The 15,406-nt window shown below is 60.6% G+C and carries 14 protein-coding genes; 3 read left to right on the top strand and 11 right to left on the bottom strand.

The window, feature by feature from the left end; all coding sequences use genetic code 11:
* The first annotated feature begins 122 nt into the window (after positions 1-122).
* Complete coding sequence (locus tag V7651_RS06480) at positions 123-1,409, top strand: aminotransferase class V-fold PLP-dependent enzyme (RefSeq protein ID WP_335612646.1); 1,287 nt, start codon at positions 123-125, stop codon at positions 1,407-1,409.
* Between the two features lie 61 nt (positions 1,410-1,470).
* Entirely contained in the window at positions 1,471-1,740 is a 270-nt protein-coding gene (locus V7651_RS06475) for a hypothetical protein (protein WP_335612645.1), read from the top strand.
* 13 nt (positions 1,741-1,753) lie between these two features.
* Here V7651_RS06475 and V7651_RS06470 read toward each other — a convergent pair whose 3' ends face one another.
* From V7651_RS06470 to V7651_RS06425, 10 genes are all read right to left on the bottom strand, one after another.
* Positions 1,754-4,984, bottom strand: coding sequence for an ATP-binding protein (locus V7651_RS06470; RefSeq protein ID WP_335612644.1), 3,231 nt, complete (start codon positions 4,982-4,984; stop codon positions 1,754-1,756).
* A gap of 139 nt (positions 4,985-5,123) precedes the next feature.
* On the bottom strand, positions 5,124-5,570 hold the full coding sequence (locus tag V7651_RS06465) for a PA2169 family four-helix-bundle protein (RefSeq protein ID WP_035538151.1): 447 nt from the start codon (positions 5,568-5,570) through the stop codon (positions 5,124-5,126).
* Between the two features lie 87 nt (positions 5,571-5,657).
* Entirely contained in the window at positions 5,658-5,909 is a 252-nt protein-coding gene (locus tag V7651_RS06460; protein ID WP_035538050.1) for a YdcH family protein, read from the bottom strand.
* A gap of 90 nt (positions 5,910-5,999) precedes the next feature.
* Positions 6,000-6,536, bottom strand: a complete 537-nt coding sequence (locus V7651_RS06455) for a hypothetical protein (RefSeq protein WP_035538053.1) — start codon at positions 6,534-6,536, stop codon at positions 6,000-6,002.
* A gap of 79 nt (positions 6,537-6,615) precedes the next feature.
* Positions 6,616-7,908, bottom strand: a complete 1,293-nt coding sequence (locus tag V7651_RS06450; RefSeq protein WP_035538056.1) for an adenylosuccinate synthase — start codon at positions 7,906-7,908, stop codon at positions 6,616-6,618.
* 89 nt (positions 7,909-7,997) lie between these two features.
* On the bottom strand, positions 7,998-9,467 hold the full coding sequence (locus V7651_RS06445) for a flavin-containing monooxygenase (RefSeq protein ID WP_335612643.1): 1,470 nt from the start codon (positions 9,465-9,467) through the stop codon (positions 7,998-8,000).
* A gap of 87 nt (positions 9,468-9,554) precedes the next feature.
* Entirely contained in the window at positions 9,555-10,133 is a 579-nt protein-coding gene (locus V7651_RS06440; protein ID WP_035538060.1) for an acyloxyacyl hydrolase, read from the bottom strand.
* Positions 10,134-10,203: 70 nt separating this feature from the next.
* Positions 10,204-10,794, bottom strand: a complete 591-nt coding sequence (locus V7651_RS06435; RefSeq protein ID WP_335612642.1) for a flavodoxin family protein — start codon at positions 10,792-10,794, stop codon at positions 10,204-10,206.
* A 98-nt stretch (positions 10,795-10,892) separates the two neighbouring features.
* Complete coding sequence (gene serA, locus V7651_RS06430) at positions 10,893-12,488, bottom strand: phosphoglycerate dehydrogenase (RefSeq protein ID WP_335612641.1); 1,596 nt, start codon at positions 12,486-12,488, stop codon at positions 10,893-10,895.
* A gap of 137 nt (positions 12,489-12,625) precedes the next feature.
* Positions 12,626-13,789: a phosphoserine transaminase gene (locus V7651_RS06425; RefSeq protein WP_035538064.1), complete on the bottom strand. Its 1,164-nt coding sequence runs from the start codon at positions 13,787-13,789 to the stop codon at positions 12,626-12,628.
* 134 nt (positions 13,790-13,923) lie between these two features.
* Here V7651_RS06425 and V7651_RS06420 point away from each other — a divergent pair, with 134 nt between their 5' ends.
* A complete protein-coding gene (locus tag V7651_RS06420) occupies positions 13,924-14,760 on the top strand; it encodes a TauD/TfdA dioxygenase family protein (protein ID WP_335612640.1) in 837 nt (278 codons plus the stop codon).
* On the opposite strand, the gene V7651_RS06415 is transcribed toward V7651_RS06420, so the two are convergent.
* Positions 14,757-15,404, bottom strand: coding sequence for a lysoplasmalogenase (locus V7651_RS06415; protein WP_335612639.1), 648 nt, complete (start codon positions 15,402-15,404; stop codon positions 14,757-14,759). The two genes, V7651_RS06420 and V7651_RS06415, sit on opposite strands and share 4 nt — an antisense overlap.
* Positions 15,405-15,406: the final 2 nt, after the last annotated feature.

Genomic DNA, 15,406 nt, shown 5'->3' with positions numbered 1-15,406 from the left:
TCTCTACCCAGCGCCGCCTTGCTGCGCAGACCCTGTTCCTTTCACTTTGTATGTGCGCTTTCCTTTGACTTCCTGTTTCCGCGCGGTTTCGGTACGCAAGTAATCGAGACAGGGGCAAGGCAATGGACATGACAAGACGGCTGGCCATAAAGGGCGCGATTACAGCGGCATCCGCCCTTCCCCTCTCCGCCTGCGCGACAGCCACGCCTCCGCCTGCCGCATCTGGCGGCATCGCCCCGGATGACGAGGCCTACTGGTCGCGCATCGCAGCGCATTATGACGTCACCGATGAAGTCGCCAATCTCGAGAATGCCTATTGGGGCCTGATGTCCCGCCCCGTGCTCGACGCTTATATCCGCAACACCGAGCGCGTGAACCGCGAGAACTCCTTCTATGCCCGCCGCAAGTACAATGCTGACATGGTGCCGATCCATGCCCGTGTCGCGGGCCTACTCGGCACCAGCACCGACGAGATCGTGCTCACGCGCGGCGCCACAGAGGCCCTGCAGGGCCTGATCGGCGGCTATCGCGGCCTGAAGGCGGGCGACGCGGTCATGTATGCCGACCTCGACTATGATTCCATGCTGCCGGCGATGGACACGCTGGCCGAGCACAATGGCTGCTCCGTCGTGCGCCTCGCCATTCCGGAACCCGTCACGCATGACGAACTTGTCGCCTTCTATGCCGATGCGCTCAAAGCCAATCCGAAGGTGCGCCTGCTCCTGCTGACCCATGTCAGTCACCGCACGGGCCTCGTCATGCCCATAAGCGAGATTGTCGCCATGGCCCGCGAACGGGGCGTCGATTGTATCGTTGATGCCGCCCATTCCTGGGGCCAGCTGGACTTTACGGTAGACGATCTCGGCGCGGATTTCGTCGGCTTCAACATGCACAAATGGATCGGCGCGCCGCTCGGCGTCGGCATCATGTACATTCGCAAGGGCCGTCTTGAATCGATCGCCCCCAACATATCCGAACAGCCCGACGGCACTGGCACGATCTATAACCGCGTCCATACGGGAACGACCAATTTCGCCGCGTCCCTCTCCGTGCCGAATGCACTCGACTTCCACGAAATGGTCGGCCCGGCCAACAAGGCCGCGCGCTTTGCCTATTTGCGCAATCTCTGGGTATCCGAGATGCGCAGCGACCCTCGCCTTGAAATCCTCACACCAGATGATCCGCGCCTGCATGCCGGCATCACGTCGATCCGCATCAAGGGCCGTACCAGCCTTGAGGATAATCTCGCGCTCGTCAAAACCCTGCTCGACGAGCATGGCATATTCACCGTGCATCGCACTGGCGTGGCGAAGGGCTGCTGCGTGCGCGTCACGCCCAGCCTCTACAATACGCCGCAGGACAGCCTGAAACTCGTCGCGGCCCTCCAGACGATCCTGCAGAACGCCTGACGCGTCACCGCGCGGAACTCTCCTCATGACAATTCGTTGATTGGCGAAGAGGAGATAATTCATGACCCGCAAGACACTCGACGCCGAAGCGCGCCCACGCACGTCGCCTGAAGAGGCAGAACAGATCGAAACAGCCGCACGCCATCGCCGCATGCAAATGCTGCCGGGCGAAGGCCCGCATGCGCCGGAACGCGACGAGCAGACAGATCACTTCAGAGGCAAGGATGATATTATTCTGGGAGGAGAGCCCATTGTGGCCTCCTACACCGATCCGACGTCTGATGCAGAAGGCATCGACCCTGACGAGACGGATGATGACAGCGAGAACTAAGCGGCCCTTTTGATCAGGCCGCTTGTGTTTCCGCAGCAATGCTGACGAAATCCTCAACCGCCTCTCTCAGCTCGGCAGGCTCGGAGCTTCCTTCCAGAATGGCCTTTGCCGTTGTCTCCAACCGGAACGCAGCATCTGAAACCTGGCTGAAGCCGAGACTGCCCGACGTGCCAGCAACCGAATGCGCCAGAGCCGCGACAGCTTTCGCCCGCTCGACGGGAGAGGTAATTTTCAGCAGCGCGCCCAGTTGCCCCGGCAGCTCCAGAATGTCTTTCCGGCATTCGTCTTTCAGCTTGGCGATCTTCATTTCCGCATCCGCAGCCTGACAGGCGGCTTCCTGCCGCTTCTTACGCAACAGGCGCTCAATCAGGCCGTTCAGGCGCACCATATCGACAGGTTTCGGGAAGTGCGCGTCCATGCCGGCTGCGCGGCACTCTTCAGCCTGCCCCGCCATTACGTTGGCCGTCAGCGCCACAATCGGCGTACGGCTTACAGGGCCGGGCAGTTCGCGAATGCGACGTGTCGCTGTCAGACCATCCATGTCGGGCATTTGCACATCCATGAGGATGATGTCGAACATGCGGCCCTCCATCAGCGCAAGTATGGCATCCGGCGCCGAAGCAAACGTCATGACCTCATGGCCGGACTGCTGGAGACCAATTTCGAGCAGGGCCCGGTTCATCTCCACATCGTCGACCACCATGATACGCGAGGCCTGAGGCGCGCGCCTGTCTTCTTTCACCGCGCCGGCTTCGGTGCGACCAGTCCGGCGGTCCGGAATATAGGGCAAGGTCAGTATGGCATTCGTGCCCTCACCAACCGTACTCGTCAGATGAAGGTCGCCGTCCATCAATTGCGCCAGCGAGCGGCTGATCGAAAGGCCGAGGCCGCTACCCCCGAAACGGCGGCTGATCGAGGAATCGGCTTGCGAGAATCCCGTGAAAACGTGTTCCAGCTTGTCGGCGGGAATGCCTGCCCCGGTATCGGCCACGATCATGCAGATCTTGCCCCCCTTCAGACGCACATCCACCATCACATGGCCAGCCTCCGTGAACTTGGCGGCGTTGCCGACAAGATTCGTAAGGATCTGGCGTGTACGTGCCTCATCGCCAACCACGTTAGCCGCAATATCGGGCGCGATCTGGTGGGTGATTGTTACATTCGGGTTTGGCCGCGCTGCAGAGATCAGGTTGACGACGTCGTTTACCACCGTGCGCAGATCATAGGGACGCTTTTCAACATCCAGGCGGCCTGCATCAATCTTGGAAAAGTCGAGAATGTCATTCACAATCTCAAGCAAAGTCCGCCCGGCCGACGAGATGCGCTGGACATGCGAGAGCTGCTCATCGCTTAGCGGAGTCGACTTGAGGATATCCGTAAAGCCGAGCACACCATTCAGAGGTGTACGGATTTCATGGCTCATGTTCGACAGGAATTCGGTGCGCGCGATGGTTGCGGTTTCAGCTTCCCGCCTCGCTTCGGCGAGCATTTTTTCGCGCTCGTGCCGCTCGGTCACATCGCGGTAGGTTGATACGATCGCCACCGGGATTCCGTCCTTGTCACGGATCAGCTGGGGGCTGCCTTCCAGCCAAACAATACTGCCATCGGCGAGCGGCGCCCTGTGCTCGCGCACGACAGAACGGTCTGGTTCGCCGTCGGTGAGAAGCGCTCGCGTGGCGTTACGCACAAATTCCTGGTCTTCCGGTACGATGAAGTCCATCGCCGACCTGCCAACCGCCTCGTCTGGAGGCACGATTTTGGCGGCGGACGGAGAGGCATAACTGATGATACCATCGAGGCCGAATTTCAGGACGATATCGGTCGAGTGCTCGGCGAGCAGCCTGTATTGCTCTTCCTGCTGCGCGATCTGTTCATAGAGTTCGTATTCGCGCGTAATGTCCTTGAATACGCCGAAGATGCTTTCAACGTTTCCATCCGGGCCTTTATGACACTTGGCGATGGATCTGACGCGACGGATTGCGCCATCGGAACGGCGTTCAAGCGAGGCTTCGAAATCCCAGTCTTCGCCAGAGGCCATGTGACGCGCCAGCATCTCCGATACGCGCGCCTCGTCTTCGCCATGATAGAAGCCCATGGCTGCATCCAGCATCGGATCGAAGGTTTCAGGATCGACGCCATGAATGCGGTAGACCTCTGGCGACCAGTAGATCTCGCCCGTCGACGGCGTCAGCGTCCAGTGACCGACCTGCGAAATCTGCTCCGCCAGTTCCGCCTTCGCCAGCAGCACTTTCTCCTGACCGGAGCGCTGCATGATCCGCCGCTTGGAGTTGCGTAATTGTTCGTTCAGCCGCCGCCGTTCAGCCACGGCTGCACCGAGTGCGAGGGCCATGAAGGAATTTGCTGCCATGAAAGACTGAAGGATCAACATATGGATGACGATATCGCCCTGCGTCAGCGTCGTCGGTCCGCTCCCCATATAGGTGAACGGTATCGCGATCAGCGAAACGACGATAAGCGCAACCGCCGCCCCGCGCACACCGTGGCGCAATGTGATCGGGACAAGAATCGGTGGCACAAAGAACAGGAACGGATAGTTCGACTGCGCGAACACCCCAAACGTGACGGCTATGACGAGACCCATCTGGAAGAATGACTTCCAGTCGATTTGCTCTCCCTTTGAGGTTTGCCGGGAAGCAAGCGCAGACACCAGCGGCGCGAAAAGAAGCAAGCCAAGAAAATCGGCGAAAAACCACAAGGCGCCGTCGAGAAGCAGCGCCGGCGTGCCCAGTGTGCTCCAACCCGCCATCATGATGGCCGTTGACGCAAGGCACCCCAATAGACCGCCCACAAACAGCCTTGTAACGCGTGCAGTGGAGATCAGTCCGGATGCGGGATGGCGCCCGACAATGAGCGCCGCAATGAGAACTTCAATACTGTGCCCAAGCAGCACGAGAAGCGCTTCGGCGCCCATGTGCCCAAACAGGAGATGCGCCGAGAATTCGCCGAGACCGAACCACAGGAAAAGGGATGGCCAATGCGCGCGCCGGGACTTGAGCAGCGTGATCAACAGCACCGCATTCACGGGCCAGACCGCCGCGATGTCTCCTGCGCCGCGGGTAAAGATGATCGCTCCGGCTGTCAGCATAAAAGCCAATGCGGCCAGTGCGGGATGAAGCACAAAAAGCTTCGACATAAGATCGGGCAAATGCCGCGAGCCCCGGTCAGGTTGGGTATCAAGGCTGGCGGCCAGGGCCGGCATGGTGTGCAGTTGTTGGCGTGTCATGATAAGGATAACATATTCCGTATATAATTTAGAATATCTTACGTCACTTCGAGCACTTTCAGATCATATTCCCCTGCCCCGAAACAAAAAACCGGCCCTGAAAGGACCGGTTTTTCGCATTTTCGAAGGCCGATATCCCTTATGAGGTCAGGCTGTCAGCGAACGCTTCGCCCGAACGGGCACTTGAATAGGCCTCCTGGAGCAGGTCCCGCGAGGGAGACTGCAGCTCAGGTTTGTCCAGACGGTCCTTGATCGCGTTTGCGAGGTGCTCTTCACCATCGTCAATTGCCTCAAGGGCTGCCTTCTTGTCGTCCTTGAACACCGATGCGAACTGCGTGAACCCGCGATGGAGTGCGCCAAGCGCGCCGCCATCGGTCTGTGGTTCGCCGCCGAATGTGCGCACCTGGGCCTGGAAACGGCTGATCAGCATCTCCCGGTCCTTTGCACGTTGCTGGAATTGCGAGCGAAGGCCGAAGCTCTCATCGGCGATCTCTGCGCATTTCTCATAGCCTTTACGGCTATCGATCAGCACTTTCGTGATGTCGTTCAGGGCATCAATATCGGTCTTGTTGGTTGTATCTGTCATATCGGAAGTCCTCTGCTTGAATATGAAGATCAACCGCTCAAGCTTCGTAGCTGTTCCGACAGGACTTCCTAAAATGATGGACAGGAATCAGGCCGACGCGTCCTCGTCCTTGAGCATGGCGTAGATTTCATCCTTCAGGACAAGCCGCCGTTTGCGCAATTCGGTCTCATGCGTATCGCTGGCTGGCTGCACTCCGCTTTCGTGCCGGTGAATATGGCGGTTAACCTCGTGATATTCCTCGGCAAGGCGCGCGAAATGCGGGTTGGACATTTTCAGTGCGTGGATCTTCTCCCCGGCGTCAGGGAATTCTTCGGCGAGCTCGTGGGGTGTGTGGGACATGGTGATCTCCTTCGCATGACGGGGCTTTGATTGGCCTCATACATTCAGATGGGAAGACCCGCGTCACTCAGGGAGTCTGCGTATGCCGCTCTATCGCAGCTGATAATAGGTCGTGTAGGTGGCAGCGGCCTCGGTCTCGGCGAAGACGCGCTTGAGACTGTCATAGCTGGGAAGGGCACACTCAGCGTCCAGCCCGAGCGCATTCATGGTATCGATGGGAAGGTCATCGCAATCGGGGAATTTCACGAAGAGGCGATCTCCGACCAGCTTGCCCAGCGCGTAATTGTAGACATATCCACCCTCAACGCTGTCTTCAGGAGTCGCTATCTGCATCAGGTATTCCCCTGCCCTGCCGTCCATCTGACCGAAGACAAGCCAGACGTCTTCGTCCAGCCAATAGCCATAGCCTTCCTGCCGAATGTCATATTCCTCGGGAACGCCATTCTCTGCCGACGGGTCCCAGCGTGACGGATCATCATCACTCTGGACATAGGCGCGGACGACCGTGGCCGTGCCCAGCGGCATGACCACATCTTCTGGAGGGATAAGCGGCGTGTAGGAGCCAAAGGCGCAGGCCGCTGCGACAGCGCACAGCACACCTGCCAGAAGGACTCTCAATCGCATCATTCAACTCGTCCCCGAACATGCTCCACAACCGAAGCTACCCCCCGTCCGGGCGCCAAGGCAATACGGGACAATTTCAGGATCAACCCTCGAACGGATCTCGCATCAGGATGACGTCTTCACGCTCGGGCGATGTCGAAACGAGCGCGCAAGGCTTGCCGACAAGCTCCTCAAGACGGCGAACATATTTCACCGCTTCTGCCGGCAGGTCCGCCCAGGAGCGCGCCCCTGCGGTCGAACCTTTCCAACCTTCCATCGTCTCATAGACAGGCTCAACGGCGGCCTGATCGGTGAGACCCGCTGGATAATGGTCGATTTCCTGGCCGTTGAGCTTATAGGCGACGCAGACCTTGATCTCGTCAAAGCCGTCCAGCACGTCGAGCTTTGTCAGGGCGAGGCCCGTCACGCCGCTTGTTGCACAGGCCTGACGCACCATGACGCTGTCGAACCAGCCGCAACGCCGCGCCCGGCCCGTATTCACGCCAACTTCCTTGCCAATGCGACCGAGGCGCTCGCCAATCTCATCATTCAGTTCCGTCGGGAATGGGCCAGAGCCGACCCGCGTCGTGTAGGCCTTGGCCAGGCCGAGCACATAGGAAATCGCGCCCGGACCCACGCCCGAACCCGCCGAAGCATTACCGGCCACGACATTGGATGAGGTCACAAAAGGGTATGTCCCGTGATCGACATCAAGCATCACGCCCTGCGCACCTTCGAACAGGATGCGGCGGCCACGCCGAACCTGCTCGTCCAGCACTTTCCAGACAGGCTGCGCATAGGCGAGGATTTGTGGCGCAATCGCCAGCAGGTCCGCTTTAAGCTGCGCGCCATCAGGCTCTGGCAGGTCGAGACCAATGCGCAGTGGGCGATGGTGCGCCAGAAGGCGCTCAATCTTCATGTCGAGGGCAGCCGGATCAGCGAGGTCTGCGACGCGGATGGCACGGCGGCCAACGCGGTCTTCATAGGCCGGGCCAATGCCGCGCTTGGTGGTGCCGATCTGGGCGGCGCCAAGGGCCCCTTCCCGCGCCGCGTCGATATCCTTGTGCCAGGGCAGGATCAGCGAGGCATTGTCAGCGAGGATCAGGTTCTCCGGCGTCACTTCAACGCCCTGCGCGCGAATGCCGTCGATCTCGTTAAGCATGTGCCACGGATCAACCACTACGCCATTGCCGATGACCGACAGCTTTCCGCCGCGCACAAGGCCCGAGGGCAGAAGCGCCAGCTTGAAGACCTTACCGTCAATAACGAGCGTATGACCGGCATTGTGCCCGCCCTGAAACCGCACAACTACATCGGCCCGGCTCGATAGCCAGTCGACGATCTTGCCCTTGCCTTCATCGCCCCATTGGGCGCCTACGACGACGACACCTGACATATACTGCTCCCGTGTTCAGCCGCCGCGACAAGGGCAGGAATCTGCCCCGAAAAGCAAGGGGGCAGATGCCGCTTTCGGGCCTTTTGCCGCTACTTCACGAGTTCATAGTCCTTCAGGTCCACTTCCGCGACTGCATCGGCATAGGCGCGGGTATGGTCGGCCCAGTTCTGGGTGATGCGGCCGTCATCGGTCTTGTACCAGCTATTGCAGGCCGGATCGGCCCAGACTGTGGTGCCAAGACGCGCCTGAATGTCCTTGTTGAACCGGTCCTGCGCGGCGCGTTTCGGCGCCATGGCGGTCACGCCGCTCTCGTCCATCTTGGCCAGCGCCTTGATCGTGTACTCGACCTGCCGCTCCAGCATGAACGTAATCGAATTGTGCCCCAGGTTTGTGTTCGGGCCATAGAGCACGAAGAAATTGGGGAAATCGGCCACGGTGATGCCGAGATACGCTTCCGGGCCCTCTTCCCACGCCTCTTCGATCGTGACGCCGTCCTGCCCGACCACATCAACCGACCAGTGCCAGCCCGTCGTCTCGAAGCCTGTCGCGAAGACCAGAATGTCGTATTCGTGCAGCGTGCCGTCCTTGGTGCGTATGCCTTCCGGCACAATCTCGGCAATCCCGTCGGTGATAAGGTCGACATTATCGCGCATCAAGGCCGGGTAGAAATCGTCGGCGATCAGGATGCGGCGGCAACCCACCGGATAATCCGGCGTCAGCTTCTTGCGCAGCGCTTCATCAGGAACCTGCGCATGCAGATGGTCCGTCGCCTGGCGCGTGAAGAAGGCGCGGCCCTCGGGCGTCCACTGGAAAGCCTGCCAGAAGAAATAGTCGGCATTCTCGTAGATGATCTTGCGGTTGATCTCGGCAAATTCCATCGCCTTTTCGGGCACGGTGAACATCAGCGCCAGTTCTTCCGGCGGGATTTCGCGGTCATTGCGCGGCACGACCCAGTTGGCCGAGCGCTGGAACACGCCGACATTGGCTGCTTCCATTGCGACCTGCGGGATAAGCTGCACGGCGCTCGCCGCCGACCCGATCACGCCGACGCGCTTGCCCTTGAAATCCACCGAATGATCCCAGCCCGCCGAGTGCATCTTCGCCCCGGCAAATGTGTCTAAGCCCGGAATGTCAGGCCAGAACGGCCGGTTCAGCTGGCCCAGCGCACCGATCACGGCATCCGCCTCGATCGTGCGGCCCTTGACCGTCGTCACCGTCCATTTTTTCGTGTCGCTGTTCCACACCGCCGATTTGGCGCCCTCGTTGAGGTGCAGGTGCGGGCGCAGCTGGAACCGGTCGGTCACTTCCTCGGCATAGGCCTGGATCTCGGCCTGCTGCGGGTAGAGGCGCGTCCAGTGCATCGATTGCGCAAAAGAGAGCTGGTAGAGTGCGACCTGCACATCGCAGGCGCAGCCCGGATAGGTGTTCGCCGCCCAGGTGCCGCCAACACGGTCCCCCTGCTCCAGCAGCGTGAAACCATAACCCGCTTCCTGCAGCTTGATGGCCGCCGTCAGCCCACCGAGCCCGGCACCTATCACCACAACATGCTTGTCCGGCATCACTTCCTCCTGATTGTATTTTCAGGAGAGAGTGGCAGGAACAGGTTTGAGCGCAAGGGGTATCGCTACGCCAAGCGGCGCGCGAACCTAGTTCCCCAACGCGTAACTCACGCGGACGCCCACATTGTCGAGGCCCTGGTTACGTCCATTTCCGAGGATCTGGCCGTGACTGAGATGTTCGTACAGAACTTCCACGCCCCAAGTCTCGTCCACTTTATATTTCAGGCCGAACGTCGTGCGGAAAAGGTCACGCGATCCAAGCAGGACATGATCCTCGGTAAAGGCGTCGCCGCGCGGGTCACCCTGCGGGAACGGGCTTTCCAGTTCGCCATCGTGGATGACATAGCCGACGCTCGGCTCGAACGCCCAGCGCTCGGAGAACGGGAAAGACCAGTGCAGGCCGAAGCCGCCGAAACTCGTGTCGCCGTTCAGGTTGAGGCTACCCATCACATAGGGCCTTGGGCTCCAGATGAGATCAAGCACATCAGGTGACGTGAACAGAAGCTCGCCGGTCAGGCTCTGGCCCGGTTCCTTGTTGGCATTGTCGCAGTCGAGCACACAGATGTTCTCCTGCATGACGCCGAAACGAACCTCATCCAGAACGTCGGCGGACGCCGTGCCTGCAAACGCAAGCACGGCTGTTAGGCTGAGAACAGCGCGGTGCATTAATGATAACCCCATTACAGTTTTATGACCTGACCAAGAGCCTAAACACCGTCCCGTCAAGACGGTTCCCTCAGGCTTTGCCGCGCACCCAGCGAAGTGTGGTTTCTGCGACGCGCTGACCGAACTGCTCGGCTGTTTCGAGGTCGAAACGGTCTGGCGTCTCTTCGGCCGATTTGTCCGTCAGGGACTGCACACCAAGACCAAGCGTGAAGCTGGCGCGGTTATGCACGGCGGTGATATCCTTCGTGGAGGCATTGTAGCCGGGCATCATGCCGGTGCCGACCCAGATCATTCCGTGCTGCGCTGCCAGTGTCGCCATTTGCAGCAGCGTGGTGCCCTTGTCGCCGTATAGCGAGCCGGAATTGGTAAAACCGGCAGCAATCTTGTCTTTCCAGGCATGGCTGAACCATGGCTTGGACGTCGCATCCTGAAATTGCTTAAACACAGCCGAGGCTGAGCCCATATAAGTCGGCGCGCCGAAGATGATGGCGTCGGCAGCGGCCAGTTCGTCCCACGGGCCAGCCTCAGGGCTGGTCAGGTCATCGGCCTTGTAGAGGGTCACTTCGGCCCCTTCTGCACGGGCGGCGCCGATACGGACATGTTCCGCGACCTTGGCCGTATGGCCATAGCCGGAATGATAAACGATAGCGATTTTTGCCATGTGAGGCTCCTGTCTTGTCTGGAGCCGGATACGTAAGGGCGGGCCACCTCATCAGCAGCCCGCCCTGTTTGCATAAGAATTATTCAGGCCGTGACGCCCTAGAAGGTCAGCACTTTCGCATAGCGGACCTGCGGCAGCTTATCGAGCTTGTCCATCAGGGCATCGGCGGGAACCGAGTCGATCCCGATCAGGGCAATCGCCTCCCCGCCCGCTTCGGTCCGGCCGAGGTGGAAGGTCGCGATATTCACCTTCGCTTCGCCCAGCATCTGGCCAAGCGCGCCGATAAAGCCCGGCTTGTCGAGATTGTTCACATAGAGTGTGACCGGCGAGAAATCGCCTTCGAGCGCCATGCCCTTGATCTCGACGATGCGCGGCTGGCCAGCGATGACCGTGCCAGCCAGCGTGCGCCAGCCGCCTTCAGTCGCGTTCTTGGTCGCCTTGGTCTTCACCTTGACGCGGATCAGGCTGTCATAGACCGGGCTCGCCTCGGTCTTTGTCTCGGTCAGCTTGACGCCGCTATCGGCGAGGATGGCCGGGGCAGACACCATGTTCACGTCCCCACGCGAAGCGCGCAGCAGGCCGGCCAGCAGCGCCGCCGTCAGCGGCTTGCGGTTAAGGTCCGCGACCTCGCCTTCATACTCGATGACAACCTCATCATAGCCGAAGTCCGAGATCTGTCCGGCAAACGAGCCGAGCTTCTCGGCAAGGCCTGCGAACGGTTTGATGCGCGGGGCTTCCTCAGCCGTGATCGACGGCATGTTCAGCGCGTTGGTCACAGCACCGGAGAGCAGGTAGTCCGACATCTGTTCAGCAACCTGAAGCGCCACATTCTCCTGCGCTTCGTTCGTCGCAGCGCCAAGGTGCGGCGTTGCGATGAAGTTCTTCTTGCCGAACAGCACATTCTCCTTGGCCGGCTCGACCGCAAACACGTCGAATGCCGCGCCAGCCAGATGGCCGCTTTCCAGCATGTCGGCAACGGCCTCCTCGTCGACCAGGCCGCCACGGGCACAGTTGACGATGATGAGGCCTTTCTTGGTCTTGGCGAGGTTCTCGCGCGACAGCACGTTGCGGGTCTGGTCCGTCAGCGGAACGTGCAGCGTGATCACGTCAGCGCGCTTCAGCAGTTCTTCCAGTTCCACCTTCTCGACGCCGAGTTCAATGGCGCGCTCGTCCGTCAGGAACGGGTCATAGGCGACCACTTTCATCTTCAGGCCGATGGCGCGTTCAGCGACACGGCTACCAATATTGCCGCAACCGATCAGGCCGAGCGTCTTGTAGCTGACCTCGATGCCCATATAGCCGGACTTCGGCCATTTGCCGTCTTGCGTCTCGGCATTGGCGGCCGGGATTTGGCGCGCTGCCGCAAACATCATGGCGATGGCATGTTCGGCCGTCGTGATGGCGTTGCCGAACGGCGTGTTCATGACCACGACGCCCTTGGCGGTCGCCGCCTTGATATCGATATTGTCGACGCCGATACCGGCCCGGCCAATGACTTTCAGGTTCGTTGCGGCAGCCATGACATCCGCGTTCGGCTTGCAGGCCGAGCGGACGACGAGGCCGTCATATTCAGGGATTTCAGCGATCAGCTGTTCCGTATTCAGACCGGTCTTGGTGACCGTTTCGATGCCGCGCGCATGAAAGATTTCGACGGCGGCGGGGGAGAGTGTGTCTCCGATAAGGACTTTTGGCATCTTGGTTCTCTTTGCGAATTCGGGGCGCGTGGCCCGGCTCTCCTTGGACGTTGCTGAGGATGAGCCTGCTTGTGGGGGTGTTTCCGTGCGCCCTCGTCCCGAACACAGTCGAAGGACGAGGGCGCAGGAGAAAGCGGCTAGAGGCTCGCGGCTTCTTCCGCGAAGGCCCAATCGAGCCAGGGCGTCAGCGCAGCCACATTCGACGGCTCAACAGAGCCACCGCACCAGATGCGCAGTCCCGGAGGGGCCTTTGCGTAACCGGCAGCGTCGAAGCAGGCGTTTTCCTTTTCGAGGCGCTTCATCATGCGCTTCACGAAATCGCGCTGGCCGTCCTCGTCGAGGCCCGCAACGCGCGGATCGACAATCTTGAATGTCACCCCGGTGTTCGAACGCACGGACGCATCCGGGCACAGGAAGTCGACCCAGTCGGTCTTGGCAACCCAATCCGTGAGGTAGCCAAGGCTCTCGTTCGAGCGCGCTTCAAGGGCCTTCCAGCCACCAAGGCTTTCACACCAGTCGAGCGCCTGCAGGAAGTCTTCAACGCACAGCATCGAAGGCGTGTTGATCGTCGCGCCTTCAAACAGCGCTTCGTCCAGCTTGCCACCCTTGGTCATGCGGAAGAGTTTCGGCAGGGCGCGGTCAGGCGTATAGCTTTCAAGGCGGGCAACAGCGCGTGGGCTCAGCACCAGCATGCCATGCGCGGCTTCGCCGCCGAGGCATTTCTGCCAGCTATAGGTAACGACATCGAGCTTGGCCCATTCAATATCCTGCGCGAAAGCGGCAGATGTCGCATCGCAGATCACGACGCGGTCAGGGTTTGGCTTGATCCAGTCGGCGTTCGGCACGCGCACACCGGAGGTCGTGCCGTTCCATGTGAAGATAATGTCGGCATCGTCGCGCGCCTGTGTGAAGTCAGGCAGCGCGCCATAGTCGGCGCCATATGTCTTGCAGTCAGGCAGCTTCAGCTGCTTGGTCGCATCCGTCACCCAGTCCTGGCCAAAGCTTTCCCAGGCAAACACGTCAACAGGCTTGGCGCCGAGCATCGACCACATGCACATCTCGACAGCGCCCGTATCGGACGCCGGCACGATGGCCACGCGGTAATCGTCAGGAATGCCAAGCAGCGCCTTGGAACGGTCGATCGCGGCCTTCAGCTTTTTCTTCGCATCACCGGAGCGGTGCGAGCGGCCAAGGACGGCAGTTTCGAGTTTTTCGAGGGAAAATCCGGGACGCTTGGCGGTCGGGCCGGAAGAAAAATGCGGGCATGCTGGAAGCACGCCGGGTTTGGCGGTCGTCGTCATCTGTTTTACTCCTATCCTCACAGATAGGCTGCATGCCGTTGGGGGCATGTGGCCCGCCGCGTCAGTCGCATATTTGATGGGGGGTTGCAAATGACATTCTTGCATAGGTCCCGGGACGGTGGTTCATTTGCCGCATGACCCTCACGATCCAGCCTCTCACCGGTACACTCGGCGCCGTCATCCATGGCGCAGATCTGACATCTGACCTGTCAAACGCCGAATTCGACGCCATCCATCGGGCCTTTCTCGACCACAAGGTCATCGTCCTGCGCGGCCAGAACGGGCTGACGCCGGACCGACAAAAGGCCTTCGCCCGCCGCTTCGGCACGCTCAACATCCACCCCTACGTCAAGGGCATGGACGGTCATCCGGAACTCCTGGAGATCATCAAGGAGCCGGAGGAAAAGACCAATTTCGGCGGCGGCTGGCATTCCGACATGAGCTTCCTCGAAGAGCCCGCCCTCGGGTCCATCCTGCACGCCATCGAAGTCCCGCCCTATGGCGGCGACACATTGTTCGCTGACCAGCAGGCGGCCTATGACCGCCTCTCCCCCGGCCTGCAGAAGACACTTGGCACCATGAGCGCGATCCATACCGCCAGCAAGGAATATGGCGCGGACGGCTATTCCGCCGCTGGGCGCCAGTCGATGGACGCCAAAGCGGCCCCGGAAGCCCCCGAATACGAACACCCCGTCATCCGGACCCACCCGGAAACCGGCCGCAAGGGCCTCTTCATCAACCCGGCTTTCACGCTGCGCTTTGCCGGATGGAGCCGCAAGGAAAGCCGTCCCCTGCTGAACTACCTTTTCGATGTGTCAAAGGAAGAGCGCAACACCTGCCGCGTCCAATGGCAGGCAGGCGATGTCACGATGTGGGACAATCGCTGCGTCTGGCACTATGCCCTCAACGACTATCACGGCCACCGCCGCCACATGCGCCGCGCCACGGTCGATGGCGACAGGCCGCGCTAGGCCAGCGCCGCCAGCAGGCCCCAGCCAATCAGCGCCTGCCCACCGAAATAGAGAATCCAGACGGCGAGGGACGAAACGGTGCCCGCTGGCACATCGGCCGGCTTCTTGAACAGCTGCAGCGACAGGATCACATCCGACGCAATGAACATCAGCGCGCCCAGCGTCACCGGCCAGAGCACCGGCGGCAGGTTCAGCGCCGCCGCGCCCATCATCAGGATCACAGCCGTATAGGCAAAGACGGGAATGCGCATCTCGCCCAGCCACGGCGCCAGCCAGCGCAGGAACACCGCCCCGCCGAACACGAGCACAATCTGCGCCGCCAGCACGAGCAGCGTCCGCTCTTCCGCTCCCAGCCCCCAGAACAGCGCCACATAGGCCACATGTGCGAGGAAAAAGGCCGCCATGCCTGGCTTCAGCCAGGCCTCGCCCTTCATCGCGAGGAACAGGTCGCCCAGCGAACTCAAGGCCAGCGCAGCCACCAGCAGCAATGGCCCGCCCGCAAGATAGGCCCACAGCGCCAGCAGCGCGGTCGACCCGGTCTTGATCACAAGCCCGGCCACGCTCTTCTCACGATAGCAGAAGCCCGCACCATACAGTGCGCCGAGCGCCAAGGCGCCATAAAGTGAAATGTCGCCCCCCGTCATAC

Origin of the sequence: Hyphomonas oceanitis (assembly GCF_036964545.1) — a bacterium.
Lineage (GTDB): Bacteria > Pseudomonadota > Alphaproteobacteria > Caulobacterales > Hyphomonadaceae > Hyphomonas > Hyphomonas oceanitis.
Note: the sequence above shows the minus strand (reverse complement) of the source record. Positions and strands in the feature narration are given on the sequence as shown.

What these genes read in the sequence shown, in the direction of transcription:
- V7651_RS06420 (WP_335612640.1), top strand. Translation starts at nt 13,924, where the DNA reads ATGACCCTCACGATCCAGCCTCTCACCGGTACACTCGGCGCCGTCATC.
- V7651_RS06480 (WP_335612646.1), top strand. Translation starts at nt 123, where the DNA reads ATGGACATGACAAGACGGCTGGCCATAAAGGGCGCGATTACAGCGGCA.
- V7651_RS06470 (WP_335612644.1), bottom strand. Translation starts at nt 4,984, where the DNA reads ATGACACGCCAACAACTGCACACCATGCCGGCCCTGGCCGCCAGCCTT.
- V7651_RS06445 (WP_335612643.1), bottom strand. Translation starts at nt 9,467, where the DNA reads ATGCCGGACAAGCATGTTGTGGTGATAGGTGCCGGGCTCGGTGGGCTG.
- V7651_RS06450 (WP_035538056.1), bottom strand. Translation starts at nt 7,908, where the DNA reads ATGTCAGGTGTCGTCGTCGTAGGCGCCCAATGGGGCGATGAAGGCAAG.
- V7651_RS06425 (WP_035538064.1), bottom strand. Translation starts at nt 13,789, where the DNA reads ATGACGACGACCGCCAAACCCGGCGTGCTTCCAGCATGCCCGCATTTT.
- V7651_RS06415 (WP_335612639.1), bottom strand. Translation starts at nt 15,404, where the DNA reads ATGACGGGGGGCGACATTTCACTTTATGGCGCCTTGGCGCTCGGCGCA.
- V7651_RS06460 (WP_035538050.1), bottom strand. Translation starts at nt 5,909, where the DNA reads ATGTCCCACACACCCCACGAGCTCGCCGAAGAATTCCCTGACGCCGGG.
- V7651_RS06475 (WP_335612645.1), top strand. Translation starts at nt 1,471, where the DNA reads ATGACCCGCAAGACACTCGACGCCGAAGCGCGCCCACGCACGTCGCCT.
- V7651_RS06435 (WP_335612642.1), bottom strand. Translation starts at nt 10,794, where the DNA reads ATGGCAAAAATCGCTATCGTTTATCATTCCGGCTATGGCCATACGGCC.
- serA (WP_335612641.1), bottom strand. Translation starts at nt 12,488, where the DNA reads ATGCCAAAAGTCCTTATCGGAGACACACTCTCCCCCGCCGCCGTCGAA.
- V7651_RS06465 (WP_035538151.1), bottom strand. Translation starts at nt 5,570, where the DNA reads ATGACAGATACAACCAACAAGACCGATATTGATGCCCTGAACGACATC.
- V7651_RS06455 (WP_035538053.1), bottom strand. Translation starts at nt 6,536, where the DNA reads ATGATGCGATTGAGAGTCCTTCTGGCAGGTGTGCTGTGCGCTGTCGCA.
- V7651_RS06440 (WP_035538060.1), bottom strand. Translation starts at nt 10,133, where the DNA reads ATGCACCGCGCTGTTCTCAGCCTAACAGCCGTGCTTGCGTTTGCAGGC.